The sequence below is a fragment of the Rhizobium sp. WCS2018Hpa-16 genome (assembly GCF_031843705.1).
GTDB classification, from domain to species: domain Bacteria; phylum Pseudomonadota; class Alphaproteobacteria; order Rhizobiales; family Rhizobiaceae; genus Agrobacterium; species Agrobacterium tumefaciens_C.
Genome location: NZ_JAVTIX010000006.1, coordinates 1 through 18,365, shown reverse-complemented (window position 1 = coordinate 18,365; position 18,365 = coordinate 1). Strand labels below are relative to the sequence as shown.

Genomic DNA, 18,365 nt, shown 5'->3' with positions numbered 1-18,365 from the left:
GCGAGGGGGCGTGCAGGCACTCGGCTCGAAAACTGCAGTTCAACTGCTGGCCAATAGATTAGAAAATCTAATGTGTTTTTACGACTTTCTAAATTGAGCTAATTTCTCCCTTAACATAGGTTTAATACAAGTTGCTTGGGAGGCAGCTGGGAGTGGCGGTTCTGCCGGTGCTTCTTGGAGGAGATTGAAACAGCATTGACGCCACCTTGGACCAGCGAAGCGCGAGCTTTGCTTTGGTGAACTCGTGTAGCTTTGCCAAGCAGAGCACTCCTCACATTCATTCCCTAGTTGAGGACTTTGTTTAATGAACCTGTATTCTCTTCTTTCGTTGCGGGCCGCGGGCGGCAAGCCGGTCAGGGTTGGACTGATCGGTGCCGGCAAGTTCGGCTCCATGGTCCTTGCTCAGGCGCAACGGATCGACGGTTTCCATATGGTTGCCGTTGCTGATCTCGATGTCGGCAAAGCAAAAGAATCCATGAACCGGGTTGGCTGGCCAAAGGAGCGGTATTCCGCCACGAGCGCCGCAGATGCCATGAAGAACGGCACGACCTTCGTCACTGACGATGTCAGGGCGCTGTTTGAATGCGGCGAGATTGAATGCATTATCGAGGCGACCGGCCACCCGATTGCAGGCACGCGCCATGCACTCGGCGCTATCGAACACAACAAGCATGTGGTCATGGTCAATGTGGAAGCTGACGTGATGGTGGGGCCCATCCTCGCGGAAAAGGCTCGTGCCAAGGGCCTGATCTATTCCATGGCGTATGGTGACCAGCCAGCCCTCATTTGTGAACTCGTCGATTGGGCCAGAGCAACAGGCTTTGAAATCACATCGGCGGGCAAAGGCATGAATTTTGAGCCGCGCTACCGCTATTCGACCCCCGATACGGTCTGGGGTCTGTTCGGATGGACCGAGGAGCAGGTGGCTGCGGACAATCTCAATCCGAAGCTTTACAACTCCTTCACCGATGGCACCAAGGCTGCGATCGAGATGGCGGCGGTTGCCAACGGGACTGGTCTTGATTGCCCGGATGACGGTCTGGCTTTCCCGCCCGCAGGCCTGCATGATCTGGCTCGTGTGTTCCGACCGGTTGCCGACGGCGGCCGCATGGCACGCTCGGGTCTGGTCGATATCGCGGCCAGTCAGGAGCCCGATGGCCGCGAGGTCTTCAACAACATCCGTTACGGTGTTTTCGTTACATTCAAGGCGCATAATGAGTATGCACGTGCCTGCTTCAAGCAATACGGCCTTCTGACGGATCCATCCGGCTGGTACGCGTCCATGTGGCGTCCGTTCCACATCATCGGCCTTGAAACATCCATCAGCGTTCTGTCTGCCGTTCTGCGCAACGAGCCGACCGGATGCTCGAAGGAGTTTCGCGGCGATGCGGTTGCAACCGCGAAGAAGGACATGCAGCCGGGCGAGATGCTGGACGGTGAGGGCGGTTACGCCGTTTGGGCCAATGCCATTCCGGCCAGCCGCAGTCTGGATCTCAAGGCGCTTCCGATCGGGCTTGCACATAATGTCAAACTCAAGCGTGCGATCAAGAAGGACCAGATCGTGTCCTTCGATGACGTGGAACTTGTGAATGACCTTGATGTCGTTGCACTTCGCCAGGAGATGGAAAATCGCTTCCGTCCTGCCAAAATAGCGGCGGAGTGAGCCCCATGACAACGCTAGACAACAAGGCCTTCGTGGTCATCGCAGAGTTCCAGATAAAGCCGGGTTGCCTGGCCGCCTTTCTGGAAGCAGCAAAGGATGATGCCAAGCATTCTGTGGCAGATGAACCGGGCTGCCACCAGTTCGATGTGATCTGCCAGCAAGGCTCTGATGACGTCGTTGTCTTCTACGAAGTCTATGACAGCCGGGAAGCCTTCGACGCGCATCTGGAAACGCCACATCTCGGCCGGTTTCGAGACGCTTTCCCGTCATTGATCGTGGAAGAGCGGCCCGTCCGCTTTTCCACACGGCAATACCCATGAGCGAAATGGACGGGCAAAGGCGTGACACGACCGTTGCCGTCATCGGCACCGGCATCATGGGCGCACCCATGGCCGGTCGCCTGGCGCAGGCAGGTTACACGGTCAAGGCGTGGAACAGGACGTTGGAAAAGGCAGCGGCACTGCATGGCAGGGGCGTAGCCACGGTTGCCACTGCAGCAGAGGCCGCGTCCATGGCCACGGTGGTTGTCTGTATGCTGAGCTCGGGGCCGGTTTGCGAAGCGGTTCTGCTTGGCGAGGGCGGCGTCGTTAACGCGATGGCGGCTGGATCGGTGCTCGTAGTGATGAGCTCCATTCCGGTGGAAACAGCCGTTACCATCGCTGAGGCTGCTAGAGCGCGCGGCGTCTTCTGCGTCGATGCGCCCGTTTCGGGCGGGGAGAAGGGGGCCGTTGAAGGCACCCTGGCCATTATGGCCGGTGGCGAAGGGGCTGTTGTGGACGGTCTTAGACCGGTCTTTTCCCACCTTGGACGTGTCACACATGTCGGCCCTTTGGGCAGCGGTGCGCTGACGAAACTCGCAAACCAACTGATCGTGGCGTCAACAATCTGCGCTGTCGCCGAGGCACTCACGCTTGCTAAAAGCGGCGGTGCGGACCCGGCAAAGGTCCGCGAAGCATTGCTTGGGGGCTTTGCCGACTCAACCGTCTTCCGTCAACATGGCCTGCGCATGGTTGAAGGGAATTTTGTGCCGGGTGGACCCGCTAAATATCAGGTGAAGGATACATCCACGGCTCTGGCATTTGCGCGAAGCCGTGGCTTGACACTACCGGTCGGCGAGGAGGTCGACCGACTTTTCCAGGCCATGGTCGACAATGGCGATGGCGAACTGGATCACAGCGGAGTTATCCGCGAAATACAGCGTATGAATTCACAGTCAAACTGTTGAATGCGTGCGATATGACCACCAACGGGAGGAATGACAATGAAATATAACGGGATTCGTAGCTTGATCGCTGCGGCGGCGCTTATGTCCGTTTCTATCGCACATGCGGAAACGCTGACACTCTCCACGCCAGACGCAGACACATCAGAAATTACAGTTGCCGCGAAGAAATTCGCAGAAATTGTTTCTGCCAAGACGAAGGGTGAATTGACCATCAAGGTCTTCCCCAACGGCACGCTCTACGGCGGTGACCCATCGGCTGGCGTGAAGCAGCTGGCGGGCGGTTCGCTTGATCTGTTGCTGAACTCGACATCGCTGTACGCAACCTTCAACCCGAAATTCACGGCAATTGCCATTCCCTATCAGTTCCGCGATATCAAACAGCTGCGCAGCTATCTCGACAGCGATCTTGGCCAGGAGCTGCAATCCGATCTCGGCAAAATCGGCATCAAGGGGCTCGATCTCTGGTCAAGGCCGCTCCGCCAGATTACCAATTCCAAGGTTGCCATCACGTCCCCCGCTGACATGAAGGGCATGAAGCTGCGCGTTCCGAACAATCCATTGTGGGTCGAGTTTTTCGGCGCCATGGGGGCGGCACCGACGCCTATGGCCTTCGCAGAAGTTTACAACGCATTGCAGTTGCGGGTCGTCGACGGTCAGGAAAATCCGATCAACGTCCCCGTCAGCGCAAAGCTTTACGAAGTCCAGAAATACGTGACGATCAGCAACCACATTGCGGATGCCTGGGTGCTTGGCATGAACCCTGCACGCTACGATGGTTTGAGCGACGTTTTCAAGGCCGCACTGAACGATGCCGCCAAAGAAACGGAAGCGTGGAAAGCTGAAAACGATAATGGCGACATCGCAAAATCCATCGCGACCTTGAAGGCGAATGGTATGGAGGTCAACGAGTTGACCGACGAGCAGCGCAAGGCCTTTGTCGATGTCGCGGCAGGTCTTTCCGACAAATTCTCAACCCTGGTCAAGGATCAGTCCTTCTTCGATCGCACGCGTACTTTCATCAAGACGAATTGATGCTTTTCCGACACGTTGTGCTCAGTGCAACGTGTCGGTTCCCATCTTTTCATCATTCCTTGAAAGGGCATTTATATGCGTAGTTCCGTGAGTTCGCTGCTGGGTACCGTGGTCAAAATCATTGCGGATGTTGCAGCTGGTGTCGCCTGTGGTGGCGTGTTGATCGTCGTGTTGTTGCAGGTCATCGGCCGGTTGTCGGGCCATCCCCTTCCCTGGACCGAGGAGGCCACTCGCTTTCTTTTCATCTGGATGGTTTTTCTTGGCCTTGCAGCCGGTTTTCGAACCGTTGAAAGCGCCCGCGTCGTCATCTTTCTCGTTATGGGTCGGCGCCTGTTCCAGCATCTGGCGGTTCCGATTTATGTCGGTTCGTCCGTGTTTTTCTTCGGTCTGATGGGTTGGACCGGGTTCACGCTCATGCGCCAGCAAGTCATGATGAATGAAACGGCTGCGACGCTGCCTATACCGATGTGGCTCATTGGCATGGTGATGCCGGTGTCGGCAGTCATCGCAATCCTGGCGATCATCGATTCTCTGCAAAGCCGTCGCGACTTGATCGCACTTCCAGAACTCGGACTTCCGGCGGGCGAAATTGCCCACGCCGATGTGTCCATCACGTCAGGACATTAGACCATGTCGGTGTTTCTTCTCGTCTCCTTTTTCGGGCTGAGCATGCTCGGCATTCCGCTGGCCGTCGCTTTGGCTCTTGCCAGTGTCGCGACTCTGTCAATCTACACCTCAATGCCGCTCGATCTCCTGTCGCAGACGATGTTCTCGTCGATGAATTCGTTTTTGCTCGTTGCAGTGCCGCTTTTCATTCTCGTGGGTACGGTGATGGAGCGTGGGCGTGTCGCAGAACGCATCTTTGACTTTGCGGAGGCAATGGTCGGCTGGTTGCCGGGCGGCCTGGGCCACGTCAACGTCATCTCGTCGGTCATCTTTTCCGGCGTTTCCGGCTCATCGGTTGCCGATATTGCCTCCGTTGGCGCCATCGAAATCAAGGCCATGGAGCGCCACGGCTTTCCCAAAGGCTATGCCGTTGGCATGACGCTTTGCACGGCAACGCTGTCGTCGATCATTCCACCATCGATCCTGGTGGTGATTGCAGGCTCAATTGCGAATGTTTCGATTGGAACGCTGCTGGTTGCAGGTCTGGTGCCGGGTCTGTTTATCGCCTTCGCCTTTATGGTCTATAATCACATCTATTCGGTCTATTACGGCTATAATCCGCCTTCACCCTTCAACATGCGCGTCGTTATCGTAACCGGTCTTCGCGCCATCCTGCCGATGCTGACACCGCTCATCCTGATCATCGGCATCGCCAGCGGCCTGTTCACGCCAACGGAAGCGGCAGCGATTGCCGTGGTCTATGTCGGCATCCTCGGCGTTCTTGTTTATCGGACGCTGCCGATCAAGGAATTGCCGGAGATTTTGATCTCAACCGCGCGTATTTCCGGGACGATCCTTTTCATCGCAGCGACGTCGCAGATCGCAGCCTGGGTTTTCACCTATGATGGTTTGCCGGAAAAGGTTGCCGAGCTGCTGAAAGGCATGAACCTGGGTCCCATGACGGGCATGCTCGTTATCTTTGTCTTCCTGTTGATCATCGGTATCTTCATGGAAGCCATCCCGGCCATGTTCATTCTCATTCCGGTGTTGATGCCTCCCGTAGAGGCGCTCGGTATCGATCCCATGCACTTCCTGATTGTCACGGTTATGACGCTGACGCTCGGGCTTGTGACGCCACCCGTTGGTGTTTGCCTGTTTGCAGCGGCTCAGGTGGCGAACATGAGTGTCGAGGATGTCATTCGTGGATCGCTTGGGCCCATGGCGGTGCTGACGCTGGCTATATTTGCCCTCGTGCTGTTTCCAGTCTTGACCTTGGGGCCGATCCGCCTGCTGGGCATGTACTGAGGCGTTTACACTTCGAATCTCAGGATCGTCCGGGGCGGACGATCCTCAAGCGCAACGGCCAGCTAAGCTGGCAGGGCGCCCAGTGGGTAGATTGCCTGCCAGGTCTCTCGTTCAAGCCGCAACCAGTCCAGAAAGATGCGCACCTTTTTCTGCCGAAGGTGGTCTCGTGGGCAAACAATCCACTGCGTCGTGATCCTCACAGTCGGTGGCGAAGCGACCGGGCAGACCAGCCGCCCACTTTCAATCTCATCGCCCATCATGAGGGTGCTCTCCAGAGCAATGCCCATTCCCCGAACTGCGGCATCAATGGCCATGTGGCTTCTGTCGAAAAGAATACGGGGCCATCGTTCCTTTGGAGAGATCTGGGCCAAAGGGAACCAGCTGTTCCATTGGGCTTGCGATTTTACCGAATGGATAAGGCGGTGTTCGAGCAGGTCTTGCGCGCTCAAGCTGCCAGCTGCCGCGTAATCCGGAGAGCAAACCGGATAAAACTGCTCTTCCGCTATGCCCTCTACGAAAAGGCCCGGCCAGCGCCCATCACCATGCCGGATTTCGATGTCGACTGCTTCCTGATTGAAATCCGTTGGTTCATTGGTGCCATCAAGGCGCAGTTCGAGGTCGGGATGCGTATCAAGCAAAGTGCCGAGCCGTGGCAGCAACCATTTGTTGGAGAGAGTGGGTGTGGCCCGCACGGTCAGTGTCGTGACTGACCTGAAGCCCCTGATAGTCCGTGTGGCCTCTTCGATACGTTCGATCTGATCGGCAATCATCGAAAAATATCGTTCGCCCGCCTCTGTCAACATGATGCCGCGACCAGCCTTTGCAAGCAGCGTTACCCCAAGCTGGCCTTCAAGCACCTGAATCTGCTGGCTGACAGCCGACGAAGTAACACTCAGTTCTTCCGCAGCGCGTGAAATGCTTCCAGCTCTTGCCGCAGCATGAAAAACCAGAATCGATTTAATGGGAAGCTGCATGCTTTCTCGAACTCTCTCGGTCGCCTTATCTGCGGCAAGGTTTTGCGGGGTGACCTCACCTTACTGCATCGTCTTAGCTGTTGAAGCTTTCATCAAGACAAAAACGCAATGCAGCGATGCAAGCTTTCGACTGCAACTTTCCGCCTGCCTGATTTATCAATAGGCTCAGAAAGCAAACCAGAAAGCAATCAAATGAACCGCAATTCAAACCACGCACGTAGCTCTTTTGGAAAGAAGATCTGGGACGCGCTCGTTTGCGCCCGCACGCGTGAAGCAGAGCGTATGCTGTCTCAGGTTGCGAGAAATAAACAGCTCTGAGAGGCAAAAGGCATCATGCCATTTACGTCATATTTCGGCGTAAATGGCGGTCATTCAGTCAGTTTCAGAGCTCTATTTTTTTAGACAGAAATCTGTCGGTCAACATGTCCAACCGAGTTGTAAAGCCTGTTCAGGTCGGCCAATTACCAGCTGAGTGAAAGCCCGGTGGATGGCGATCAGACTCCGTCCAGCCTTCGGTCTTGGACCTATTCTTCCCAGCAGGAATAACGGCAGCAATGGCCTGATTTATTGGCCGGATGCGCCAGCGGCGCAAGTGCGTCAATTGATGCGAAAACAGGATGGCAAGCTCGCCTAGCCTGCCAAAAACAGGCCGCACTGTCGGCTCGTGTCTAGAATTATCATATCGATTGGATCGTCATTTCCGCATGTTGGCGCAGTGCTTCGGTGCCAATGGGCGAAGTTTCGCATTTGCTTTTTAAACTCCTGTTAACTGTAACTACTTTAGTCCTCTACGTGGAAAGTCACTTCGTAAATTCAATGGTTTGTGAAGTTACTGCACCCCGCTGATCACATGATGAGAGCAGCAGTTCCCCTCCCAAAATAGTTCTTCAATCTGGTTGACTTCTGGAGCGTTTACGCACCTGCCAGCCTGCCCGCTTGTGGAAAATTACAAATCGATTTCATCGATGCGCGTCTGTGCTTGCCGCTTTGGGAGTGGCGGTCTGAGTACACGGCGTTGAGATGGGAATACTATGTCCAACAGGAAGGCGCGGTGCGCCCCGTCCTCATGGGAGCTTTCAAAAAGATCAGGTGCCGCAGTCGAATCTCAAATGAACATCTACCTTTGAACGCGTCGACTTATTCGATGTTCAATAGATTTCTTAGGAGAATGGAGTGTCGAACCCTGTTTGAGCCATTTACCAGTTCGACCCATAGCCAGACACACACGTGAACGGCACTTCTCGTAATAAATATCGACCTCTCTAAGGAAGTCTAAAATGCGATTTACGATTAAAATGAAACTAGCGGTTTCATTCGGATTTTTGATCTTTATGCTCGCCGGAATTGCTGCATACGGCACCTATAGCCTTGGCGTTGCCAAGGACGCAATGGATGATGTGGTGGACGGCACGGTCGTGCGCCTGGACAAGACACACCAGATCAATGCCCTGTCGATTTCCACGGTACGCGCTCAGAAAAATATCATTCTGGCAGCGACACCGGAGGAAGTCCAAAAACACATCGCCACAAGCGACGAATTACGGTCCGAAATGGACAAGATGATCAACGACATGGCAGCCACAGCCAGCACTGAGACGCGCAGTTACTGGGCTGAGCTATTGGCGGTTACCCAGGCGTTTGAAGCCAGTGACAACCGCGTTCGGGAATACGTCCGTCAAGGCAACACATCTGCCGCATCCGCCTACTCATCGGAAGAAGGCCGCACCGCTGCAAATGCGCTGACGCAGAAGCTCGAGCAGGGCGTCACCATGAACCGCACACGTCTTGAGAATGCCAAAGCGTCTCAGAATGCTGACTATCTGCAGACCCGCATGTTGCTGATTATCATTTCGTTGGCAGCTGTCGTCATTGCAGTCGGCACGGCTCTCTGGATCGCCCTTGGTATCAGCAGCGGTCTGCGCAAGATCATGGTCGTTGCCGAAGCTATCTCTTTGGGAGACCTCAACCAGGACGTCGATATCAAGACGAATGACGAAATCAAGGATCTGGTCAACCGCATCAACATCATGACTGGAAATCTGCGCGCAACCGCCGAGGTTGCCAGCACGATCGCCGAGGGCGACCTGTCTAAGGACGTCAAGCCACTCTCTGATAAGGATGTGCTCGGTCAGGCAATGCTTCGCATGGTTGGAAATCTGCGCGAGACATCCAAGGTTGCGGACCTGATTTCCAACGGTGATCTCACCGTTACCCCCAAACCTCTTTCGGAAAATGACACACTGGGCCTCGCTCTCCAGAAAATGGTGGAACGCCTTCGCGGTGTTGTCACTGACGCGCTTGCCGCAGCCGGCAATGTGTCATCCGGCAGCCAGGAACTGTCTTCCAGCTCTGAACAGCTTTCGCAGGGCGCAACAGAACAGGCGTCTTCTGCCGAAGAAGCATCTGCTTCGATGGAACAGATGGCCGCCAACATCAAGCAGAACGCCGACAACGCCGCCCAGACCGAAAAGATTGCCCGCCAGTCTTCCAAGGATGCGGAAGTGAGCGGCGAGGCCGTGGGCCGTGCGGTAACCGCCATGCGCACCATCGCCCAAAAGATATCCATCGTGCAGGAAATTGCGCGCCAGACCGACCTTCTTGCTCTCAATGCTGCTGTGGAAGCCGCACGCGCCGGTGAACATGGCAAGGGCTTTGCGGTCGTTGCATCTGAAGTGCGCAAGCTGGCAGAACGCAGTCAGGCCGCAGCAGCCGAAATTTCGGAGCTGTCGGGTGAAACCGTTCAGGTTGCGACCGAAGCCGGTGACATGCTGAACCGCCTCGTTCCCGACATTCGCAGGACCGCGGAACTGGTGGCCGAGATTTCAGCTGCATGCCGCGAACAGGATATTGGTGCAAGCCAGATCAACGAGGCCATTCAGCAGCTTGATAAGGTAACGCAGCAGAACTCGGGTGCGTCCGAAGAGATGTCGGCAACATCAGAAGAACTGGCCGCACAGGCCGAAGAACTTCAGGCGAGCATTTCCTTCTTCAAGGTCGATCGCACCGGTTCCGCACAGCCATCCCGGTCAAATCCACAACCACGGAGCACAGCGAAACCAGCCGCATCCCCACGCCCTTCTGCCAAGGATCACTCCCTGCAGTCACAGCAGGCACGTGCGAAAGGCTTCGCGCTGGATATGTCGATGGGTGGACCAGACGCGTATGATGAGGAGTTCCGTCACTCCGCTTGACCAGCGTCGTGAGACAGGATGCGAAAGTGGGTTCTCCTCTTTCGCATCCTCTGGTTTGCCGGGAATGGCAATTCAGCCGAGAATACTGCACTTGCCCTGCCGCGTGCGGAGGGCAAGTGTCGCCATTTTGAGGGCCGCTCGAGCAGATCAGGCAGCCTTTGTCAGGTCTCCATGTGGGTCCAGCACGTACTTCACCGCAGCCCCCTGATCAAAGCTTTCATAGCCCTGTGCGGCGTCCTCAAGCGAAATGATCTTTGCATTGACGATGTCGGCAATCGGCAGCCGATCGTGAAGGATCGCTTGCATGAGCTGGCGATTGTATTTCAGCACGGGGGTCTGGCCGGTGTGGAAGGACTGTGCCTTCGCCCAGCCAAGACCCAGGCGAAGGGAGAGGCTGCCCATTTTGGCTGCCTCATCAACCGCACCGGGGTCATCCGTGACGTAGAGACCTGGAATACCGATCGAGCCTGCTGCGCGCGTGATCTCCATCATCTGGTTCAAAACGATCGCCGGCTGCTCGCCGCCGGAATGTCCGCGGGCTTCGAACCCAACGGCATCGATGGCGCTATCGACCTCGTTGCTCCCGGTTACCTCAGCAATCATTTCCCCGAGCCGGTCGCTCTTCGACAGATCGATCGGCTCAAATCCAACCTTGGCGGCATGGGCAAGGCGATCCTTGTTGAAATCCCCGATCATCACGACAGCAGCACCCAGAATGCGCGCTGAGGCGGCGGCTGCGAGACCGACTGGACCGGCCCCTGCAACATAGACCGTCGATCCAACACCGACGCCAGCCTTAACCGCCCCGTGAAAACCCGTAGGCAGGATGTCCGACAGCATCGTGAGATCACGGATTTTCGACAGAGCCCTGTCGCGATCCGGGAATTTCAACAGATTGAAATCGGCGTAGGGCACGGTCACGTAGCGGGCCTGGCCACCGATCCAGCCGCCCATATCGACATAGCCATAGGCTCCCCCTGCGCGTGACGGATTGACGGTGAGGCACACGCCAGTATCCTGTGACTTGCAGCAGCGGCACCGACCACAGGCGACGTTGAACGGCACGGAAACGATATCGCCAACTTCCAGCATCTCGACGTCGATGCCTTTTTCGATGACCTCACCGGTAATCTCATGGCCCAGCACAAGACCCGGCAAGGCCGTCGTGCGACCTCGCACCATGTGCTGATCGGACCCGCAAATATTGGTGGAAATGACCTTGAGGATCACACCATGCTCTATCCGACGGCCGTCCGGCGCCTCAAGCCTGGGGTCATCGATATCTCTCACCTCGACCTTGCCCGGCCGCAAATACACTACACCTCTGTTCCTGCTCATTCCTAACTCTCCTCCGAGTTCAGATACGACGTTTCAAGTGCTCGCCTGATCAGCCAAACCTCTTTCTCCTCAAAAGATCATGCCGAAAGACAATGCACCTCAACCCCATCAGCAGAACATCAACATAGCTATTCGACTAACGCGACAACGACATATGGCGGCGAAATGGCGACGAGCGACGGTTTGGAAAGCGATCTGCGAGGTGCGCGTAAAGGTTGATGTCGACCGCTTATGTTCTGACAGTATATCGACCGACAGTCGATCGAATGCCGTCTTGTTTCTTAAGTATTGGCGTTGATATCTATTAGTATCGATCTGGGTATATAAGTCATTTAAAAAATATGTATTGCATTTTGATGGAAAATATGCGTTTAGAGTGTTGCTCTATCGCAAGGACGCTGGCTAGCACTCCAACGCACGGGCTCACCATCGTCCGCGATGTCTTGCGGACCGGTTGAACGTCTCTCCCAGCCAGCCGTCATTCAACATGTGCCTTGGTTGGGCCGGCTTTTGTGCGCACGCTGCTTGAGTCACAAGCCAGAGCCCTTGCTGCAGCTTTGCACGTTGCGTTTGTGATGCCTTGGCTGGGCGTATGCGCGAAGTCCGCACTCGTCCCTACCATTCCACATGGACATTCAGTCCCCGCTGCGTAACGCGCGCGCAGCAGCGCGAGTTCAGCTTGGGGTGGTCAACCGAAGCAGCGGCTCAGCGCAACACGGAGGTTGGCGCCGATGTCTTCGTTGCTGCTATCCTTGGAAATGATGACATAGTCCTTTTCCCGGCCCAGTGTGCCCTCAAATCCATCACCACGGGAACGTTTGGTCGGCTTCATCACGATGTTACTGTCCGAGCATTCAACCGAGCAAAGGACCATACCCTTGAACATCAAGCTCTTTGTCCGAAAACCGAACGTCTCCATAATATCCTGAATCCAGGCGACATACCGCGCCGCATGCTTCTTGTTGTCCCAGAGTTCAGGATCCTCTTCTGGCGAAACCTGGCGACTTTTGGCAAGCGCCTCTATGACGGCTTCACCCAACTGAACGTTCCCCACATCGGGGGAAATCGCTTCTCACCGGCACGAAAGTCACCGAGACGCAGCCTGTATCCTGACATGGTTTTCACAGAAATAAATTTCTTTTTCCTGTAAACATGACAAGCCGGAATGTGTACAATATCGTTGCTCATTTTATCACCGTAACCTTTATCGGAACACCCAGTTGCTTGCCATATTTCATTGCCCGCGCAGGCCAAATTCGACGGCGTGGACGTATTCCGAGCCAAGCGGCTGAACGTGCTAAAGGACGAGGCCTCTTAGCTGAAGCGGCTCCTGGGGGATGACATCCTCGATAATGCCGCTTTCAAAACATTTTAGGAAAGAAGTGGTTACGCCCGCAGCAGGGCGGAAAGCTGTTGCTGGTTTGATGGATCGCCACCGAATGAGCGAACGTCGGGCTGGAAAAAACCATGGGTGTTCTCCGCCCCGGCTCTCATCGCAGCCGGATGTCACTCCAGCGGCAGGTCTTCGCCAACCCGCTGGGATGATGATAAGCCCGGCGGGTCGGTGTGCTGTTTATTGCTTCAGTCCTTCTTGGCAAGCGCGTCAATCGCCTGCTCAAACCCGGACCAGGATACGGGAATACCAAGCACCTTGCCGCTTGCATCGACAAAGCGAAGCTGGCCAGCCTCTTCCTTGCGGAAAATGGCGAGTGTTGCGGCGTCCGGCTTAGCTGTCGCGACACAGGCGCCGGCACTGCATTTGTGCCAGGCAAGCGTCAGCATGCTCTTTGCCTCTGCATCCGACTTGCCGTTGCCGAATATCTGAACGGCACCGGGAATGGCAATGTTGACCGGCAAAAGCGCGGTTAAGGTGAAGTCCTTGTCATTGGGCAAACGGCCCAAGGCTATCTGTGCGATAGGCTGTGCTTGGCCCTGAAGCTGAACGGATTGAATGATTTCACAGCTTTGTGCGGCGGGACGGGCCGTTTTGCCTTCGGTACCTTGAGAGGGCAGCAACTGCATGCAACGCAATGTCCAGGAACCGTAAAGTGCGGTGGTAACGGTCGGCTCAGACGCGACGATAGGCTTGGGAGCATCTCCCTTCGCTGCGGCTGGCGCGGTTTTCGAAGCGTCCTGCGCAGCGACGGGCGAACAGATGACGAGCGCTGCGCTCATGACGGCAGCGGCGAATGGGAGGGAAATTGTGGTACGCATAAATTTCTCGAATTACTTTGCTTTTAAGACTATGCACGGCCTGCTAGCAGGAGCGGCCGCGCAAATGACGTAAGATGATGCCGGTTCAGAATGTTGCGTTAAAGCGCAGATTGAAACGGTTCTCTGCTTCAAGCCCCGTGGCTGTCCCATGGGCATATTCCAGCGTCAGAGTGGTGGAATGAGGCGTCGCCTGTTCTGAAAGGCCGACACGAAGTCCGGCACCGAAACTCGTTGCACGGGTGATGGCATCTTCGACAGCGCTTGGCTTCTCAAGCTTGGTCAATCCAGCCGCACCAAAAATATAGGGTGCCACCGCCCCGCCAAATGGAGGCGTCATGCCGAGCACGATGGGAAAGCTGACCTCCGCGCGTGTCGCCACACCGCCATCGCCCTGAAGCTTGCCACCGTCAAAGGCCGACAACCAGTCAAAACCCGCAATACCGAATTGCTCTGATGATGCAAGGGAGTCACCAAATGAGGTTTGCGCCTTTCCTGCGATCGTCAGGTGGGCGCGCTCGTTCAGCATGGACTGGCCATAATTGACGGCGAGTTCCAACTTCGAAAAGTCCGGCTCCGCGCCATCGCGCGAAAGGGGAAGTGCCGATGTGGCTGAACGTGCGCCAAATGAATCGGCGCCAAAGGATGCGCTGAGGTTGCCGCCAACTGAAGCACCCCAGGGGAGAATGACGTCAGCCGTTTGAGACAGGCGGAAAACGCGCAGTTGATCTTCGGTGAAGGGTGTGGAGGTACCAGCCAGATCCAGCTTCTGTCGCTCTCGCAAAACATCATAGGCGATGACGGAGCTCGTATTGAAATCACGCGAACGAACCCAGCTATAGCCTAGCTTGGTTGATAGCCGCTGATAGTGATCTTCCATCGTGTAGGCGAAATCGGACGTGGGATTGGTGCGGCTGTCAACGCCTTCCATGTTCAGCCATGCGCCGTCCATACCCAGAGGCAGGGTAAAGCCTGCGACGATCTGACGGTTGCGCGGATCATCTGAAGCAATGCTGTTGTTGAAGCCGGGATAGCCGGTCATGCGGAGATAACCAACCTCACCAAGGCCGAGCATGCTGTTGAAGTCTACCCCCAGTCCCATGGCGAAGGTGCCAAGATTACGGCCGAGACTGTCGTCGAACGTTACCGTCGACGTCATGGCATCATAACGGCCATCAATGACAATGATGGTGCTGCCCGGCTTGGAGCCAGCCTTGAGGGTCGACTTGAGCATGACGCCGGGCATGTCTCCTGCAAGCAGGAGCTTTCGCTCGACGTCAGCCTTTGTCAGGCCTGACTTGCCGACCAGCGGTGAAAGCATTGTCTCGATACGGCTGCGGACGACCGGCGACAGAGCTGAAGAATCGATTGCCTCGACCTGACCGTCCGTTACGACGAGGCGCAAAGGCATGCCGTTCTTGATTGTTTGCGGTGGCAGGCTGACGCGAACAAGAATGAAGCCAGCCTTCGCGTAGATTTCTTCCAACTGTCGCGCGGCGGCGAACAGATCGGCACCGGTGACCTGCTTGCCTTTCAGCGAAGCTTCCACCCGTGCGGTCTCTGCAGCAAGCTCTGGTCGCGCTCCCTGTACCGAAAGGCCAGAGGGCGTAACGCGCAGTTTTTCCGCACCCTTTGGCGCTTCCTGAGCGGTGGAGCCTTCCATCGAGAGGCCACCGTCCACGGGGCGCACCGCTGGTGGCGCGTAAGTTGGTGAAACCAACTGTCCGGCCGTTTGAGCTTGCGCGATGCCTGCCGGGGCCATAGCCGCAGCCGCAAATACTACCGAGCCAACTCCAGCCAACAATATCGACTTTAATTCATTCATGATTGCTTACCGTAATTTAGTTAGCTGAGCAGGAGACGGAGAAATTTGGTCCGAGCGAGCAGACTGCCCCGCTCATCTTCGGGCTTTCGATCGTCATGCTTGTCGCTACTGCCTGTTGGATTCTGGCCTGGATGTCCGTGTTAAAGGATACGCGCTGCGGCGAAATCGATGCGACGGTTGTCACCTGTACAGGGTTAAATCCACCGGACGGAGATGACGTAAAGACCGGATTAGGCAGAGACGGAATTGTTGTCGGCGTTGGTAGGGTGATGACGTTTCCGCCACCTGTGCTGCCACTGCTTGCTGCGGTCACGGTCATTCGACCGGCCTGATAGCGCACGTTATAATTTCCGCTAGCAGAATCCGAAAGAGTGCCGCCCTCGACAAAGGTAGAATATTGCGATCCGGCTGGCGACGAGCCTGTTGCATTGGTGTAGGCCGTCACGTTGCTGAGGAGGCTGTTGCCGTGATTGCCTTTCCAGCCTGCAACACTATAGCCGATTGTCGGGACTGTCGCACCCGCAGTCATGGAAGCGTCATCTGCGGTGATCGTCAGCGCAGCCTGTGTGACGGAGAAGCTGCCATTGGCATAAGCGAGGGTGTAATTGCCCGTCGCTTGGCCTGACAGGGTTCCGCCGGATGCAGCGGTTTGATAGGTGTTACCAACATTTGAAGACGAGTTTGCATTGGTCGAGACGGTGACGTTGGAAAGCAGACTATCCGTTTGCCCGTTTTTCCAGCCCGATACGCTGTAGCCGAGGTTCGGTGCAGCGTCACCATAGACCATGGTACCGTTAGCGGCGGTCACTGTGAGCTGTGCCTTGTTGACCGTGAGCATTCCGGTAACGGGGGCCAGATTGAGGAAATACCCCTGAGCGTTCGACGCAAGAGCCGCACCGGTTCCGTTGAGTTGGTACTCGTAGCTACCGACATTGCTGTTGGCATCGGCGGCAGTGTTGGCCCAGTTCAGAGTTGGCGCTGTCGTAAGCAGCGTGTCCAGGGTATGGCCCGAGCGTAATGCGCCTGCTGTGAGGGCCCATCCGCCGAGAGCAGGATTGGCGTCGCCATAGGTCCGGCTGACGTTGCCGCCAGCGAGGGCGAGGCGGGCGGCGTCTGCGGTATCCAGGACACCAACACGGGTCGTCACACCACCTTCAGAGAAGGTGATTTTATTGCCGGCGGTGCCCGCAGAGATTGAGGATGTGCTTTCCTGTTTCCAGTCGATCTTGCCGCCGTGGTCGGTGGCCAACGTGACATCTGCCCCGTTGATTTTCAGTGCGCCGTCATAGGCCTGATTACCCGCCGTACTGATGTTACCGGTGAGCGCGATCGCGGTGCCTGTGGTCAGCCCTAGATTGGCAAGATTCACGGCTCCAGCGGTGATATTGCCGAGGCTTAGATTACCGCTTGCATTCTCTGTGCGTCCATCACCTGTTCCGATGGTTCCCGTGAATGTGCCAGCTACGTTGAGAATGGCACCCGACGTATCGATCACCGCCGCGCCCGTTTCACGGTCTGCCGCGATGACGCCGTCACTCTGAGGCGCATTGGCCAGCAGGGTAAGGTTTCCGCCCACAGTAATTTCACGAGAGATAATGATGGAGCGACCAGCGGATAGGCTGAGCGAGCCCATGCCAAGCGAAATGATAGGACTCAGGATCGAAATGTCGTTCGAGGCCTGGAGGGAAAGGTTTGTACCCGAATCGAGAATGGAGGTTAGCGCACCAGTGGAGAGCGTTAGCGTTTGGCCGGGAAGCCTCTGGTAGGTGAGTCCGCCATTTGCGGCGTTGATATCTGTGAGGCCAGCATAAACATGAGTAATGTCATTGACGGTTCTGCCAATGAAGATGCCGGCAGAGGAATTTTCCTCATCGTAAGACAATTGGTCACCCATTGACTGTCCGACCAGTGAGTTGCTGGCTCCCACGAAATCAGAAGTGCTCATTGAGCCGTTGCCCCATGTCAGTGCACCGACATCGGCCGTCGCTCCATTGTCCCAAGTGTTGCTACTTACCACATAGTTGCCATTGCTGAGGGCATAGACCCCGCTACCCCCGACAGCATCATTGCTCCTTGAACCGATCAGGGAGTTGGATTCTGACACGGCTCCAATGGTGCCGATTAGGCCATTGCCCCATGTCACTGCGCCGACATTGGCGACCGAACCGTTGTCCCAATAGGAGCTTCTGACCACATAATTGCCATTGGTGAGTGCGATGGCTGCGGCATTCCCGACATAATCACCGCTTTTGGTGCCGACCAAGGAGTTAGTCTCGGACACGAAACCAGAGATGCCGGTTGTGCCGTTGCCCCATGTCACGGCACCGGCATCTGTTATCGAATTATTGTCCCAACTCCTGCTGCTGACCACATAATTGCCATTGGTCAGCGCGGTGATGCCGCTAGCCCCCACCTGATCATTTTGCGTGGTGCCGACCAGAGAGTTATTCGCGGAAATGGAACCAGAGATGCCGGTTGTGCCGTCACCCCATGTCACGGCGCCGACATTGGCTGTTGAATCATTGTCCCAAAGGGTACTACGCACGACATAATTGCCATTGGTCAGTGCATAGACGGAGCCATTCCCCACCTCATCATTGGCTTTGGTGCCGACCAGGGAGTTGCTCGCTGACACCTTGCCGAAGGTGCCGCCAGTGCCGTTGCCCCATGTCACGGCACCGACATCTTTGACCGAGTCCTTGTCCCAATACCTAGTGACCACGACATAGTTGCCGTTGGTCAGCGAAACGATGGCTTGGAGACCCACCTGATCGTCGTTTGTTGTGCCGACCAAGGAATTGTTCTCTGACAAGGCACCGAAGGTGCTACCGTTGCCGTTGCCCCAAGTTACGGCACCTGCATCCTTGATCGAATTGTTGTCCCAATATGCACTTCTGACCACATAATTGCCATTGGTCAGCGCGGTGACGCCGTAACTTTCCACCTGATCATTTTGCGTGGTGCCGACGAGGGAGTTGCTCGCTGACACATTGCC

12 protein-coding genes and 3 pseudogenes are annotated in these 18,365 nt (G+C 56.0%); 9 read left to right on the top strand and 6 right to left on the bottom strand.

Annotated elements, in window-relative coordinates; genetic code table 11:
* The first annotated feature begins 304 nt into the window (after positions 1–304).
* The 6 genes from RQI55_RS17055 to RQI55_RS17030 all read left to right on the top strand — a co-directional run bounded on the left by RQI55_RS17055 (position 305) and on the right by RQI55_RS17030 (position 5,831).
* Entirely contained in the window at positions 305–1,663 is a 1,359-nt protein-coding gene (locus RQI55_RS17055) for an SAF domain-containing protein (protein WP_311272970.1), read from the top strand.
* Between the two features lie 5 nt (positions 1,664–1,668).
* Positions 1,669–1,983, top strand: a complete 315-nt coding sequence (locus tag RQI55_RS17050) for a putative quinol monooxygenase (RefSeq protein WP_311272969.1) — start codon at positions 1,669–1,671, stop codon at positions 1,981–1,983.
* Positions 1,980–2,888: an NAD(P)-dependent oxidoreductase gene (locus RQI55_RS17045; protein WP_311272968.1), complete on the top strand. Its 909-nt coding sequence runs from the start codon at positions 1,980–1,982 to the stop codon at positions 2,886–2,888. The genes RQI55_RS17050 and RQI55_RS17045 overlap by 4 nt, the downstream gene beginning before the upstream one ends.
* 36 nt (positions 2,889–2,924) lie before the next feature.
* The gene (locus RQI55_RS17040; RefSeq protein WP_311272967.1) at positions 2,925–3,920 is read left to right on the top strand and encodes a DctP family TRAP transporter solute-binding subunit; all 996 of its coding nucleotides are present in this window, start codon (positions 2,925–2,927) and stop codon (positions 3,918–3,920) included.
* A 75-nt stretch (positions 3,921–3,995) separates the two neighbouring features.
* Positions 3,996–4,547 carry a TRAP transporter small permease gene (locus tag RQI55_RS17035; RefSeq protein WP_192066272.1) on the top strand — a complete coding sequence of 184 codons (552 nt, stop codon included), beginning with the start codon at positions 3,996–3,998 and terminating at the stop codon, positions 4,545–4,547.
* 3 nt (positions 4,548–4,550) lie between these two features.
* Positions 4,551–5,831: a TRAP transporter large permease gene (locus tag RQI55_RS17030; RefSeq protein WP_042616945.1), complete on the top strand. Its 1,281-nt coding sequence runs from the start codon at positions 4,551–4,553 to the stop codon at positions 5,829–5,831.
* A 62-nt stretch (positions 5,832–5,893) separates the two neighbouring features.
* On the opposite strand, the gene RQI55_RS17025 is transcribed toward RQI55_RS17030, so the two are convergent.
* On the bottom strand, positions 5,894–6,805 hold the full coding sequence (locus RQI55_RS17025) for a LysR substrate-binding domain-containing protein (protein ID WP_311272966.1): 912 nt from the start codon (positions 6,803–6,805) through the stop codon (positions 5,894–5,896).
* A 1,277-nt stretch (positions 6,806–8,082) separates the two neighbouring features.
* On the opposite strand from RQI55_RS17025, the pseudogene RQI55_RS24265 reads away from it, so the two are divergent.
* Both RQI55_RS24265 and RQI55_RS17020 read left to right on the top strand, forming a co-directional pair.
* Positions 8,083–8,607: pseudogene (locus tag RQI55_RS24265) on the top strand (MCP four helix bundle domain-containing protein); the annotation flags it as partial.
* 141 nt (positions 8,608–8,748) lie between these two features.
* Positions 8,749–9,996, top strand: a pseudogene (locus tag RQI55_RS17020) (methyl-accepting chemotaxis protein); the annotation flags it as partial.
* A gap of 147 nt (positions 9,997–10,143) precedes the next feature.
* On the opposite strand, the gene fdhA reads toward RQI55_RS17020, so the two are convergent.
* Both fdhA and RQI55_RS17010 read right to left on the bottom strand, forming a co-directional pair.
* Positions 10,144–11,334 carry a formaldehyde dehydrogenase, glutathione-independent gene (gene fdhA, locus RQI55_RS17015; protein WP_311272965.1) on the bottom strand — a complete coding sequence of 397 codons (1,191 nt, stop codon included), beginning with the start codon at positions 11,332–11,334 and terminating at the stop codon, positions 10,144–10,146.
* A 688-nt stretch (positions 11,335–12,022) separates the two neighbouring features.
* Positions 12,023–12,388 (bottom strand): contact-dependent growth inhibition system immunity protein, encoded by a 366-nt coding sequence (locus RQI55_RS17010; RefSeq protein WP_311272963.1) that lies wholly within the window; start codon positions 12,386–12,388, stop codon positions 12,023–12,025.
* 192 nt (positions 12,389–12,580) lie between these two features.
* Here RQI55_RS17010 and RQI55_RS17005 point away from each other — a divergent pair.
* Positions 12,581–12,806, top strand: a pseudogene (locus RQI55_RS17005) (IS3 family transposase); the annotation flags it as partial.
* Between the two features lie 109 nt (positions 12,807–12,915).
* On the opposite strand, the gene RQI55_RS17000 reads toward RQI55_RS17005, so the two are convergent.
* The 3 genes from RQI55_RS17000 to RQI55_RS16990 form a co-directional block, all read right to left on the bottom strand.
* Complete coding sequence (locus RQI55_RS17000; protein ID WP_311272962.1) at positions 12,916–13,548, bottom strand: invasion associated locus B family protein; 633 nt, start codon at positions 13,546–13,548, stop codon at positions 12,916–12,918.
* Between the two features lie 85 nt (positions 13,549–13,633).
* Positions 13,634–15,370 carry a ShlB/FhaC/HecB family hemolysin secretion/activation protein gene (locus RQI55_RS16995; RefSeq protein WP_311272961.1) on the bottom strand — a complete coding sequence of 579 codons (1,737 nt, stop codon included), beginning with the start codon at positions 15,368–15,370 and terminating at the stop codon, positions 13,634–13,636.
* A 16-nt stretch (positions 15,371–15,386) separates the two neighbouring features.
* Positions 15,387–18,365, bottom strand: a 2,979-nt coding sequence (locus RQI55_RS16990; protein ID WP_311276919.1) for an MBG domain-containing protein, incomplete at its 5' end; no start/stop codon positions are given.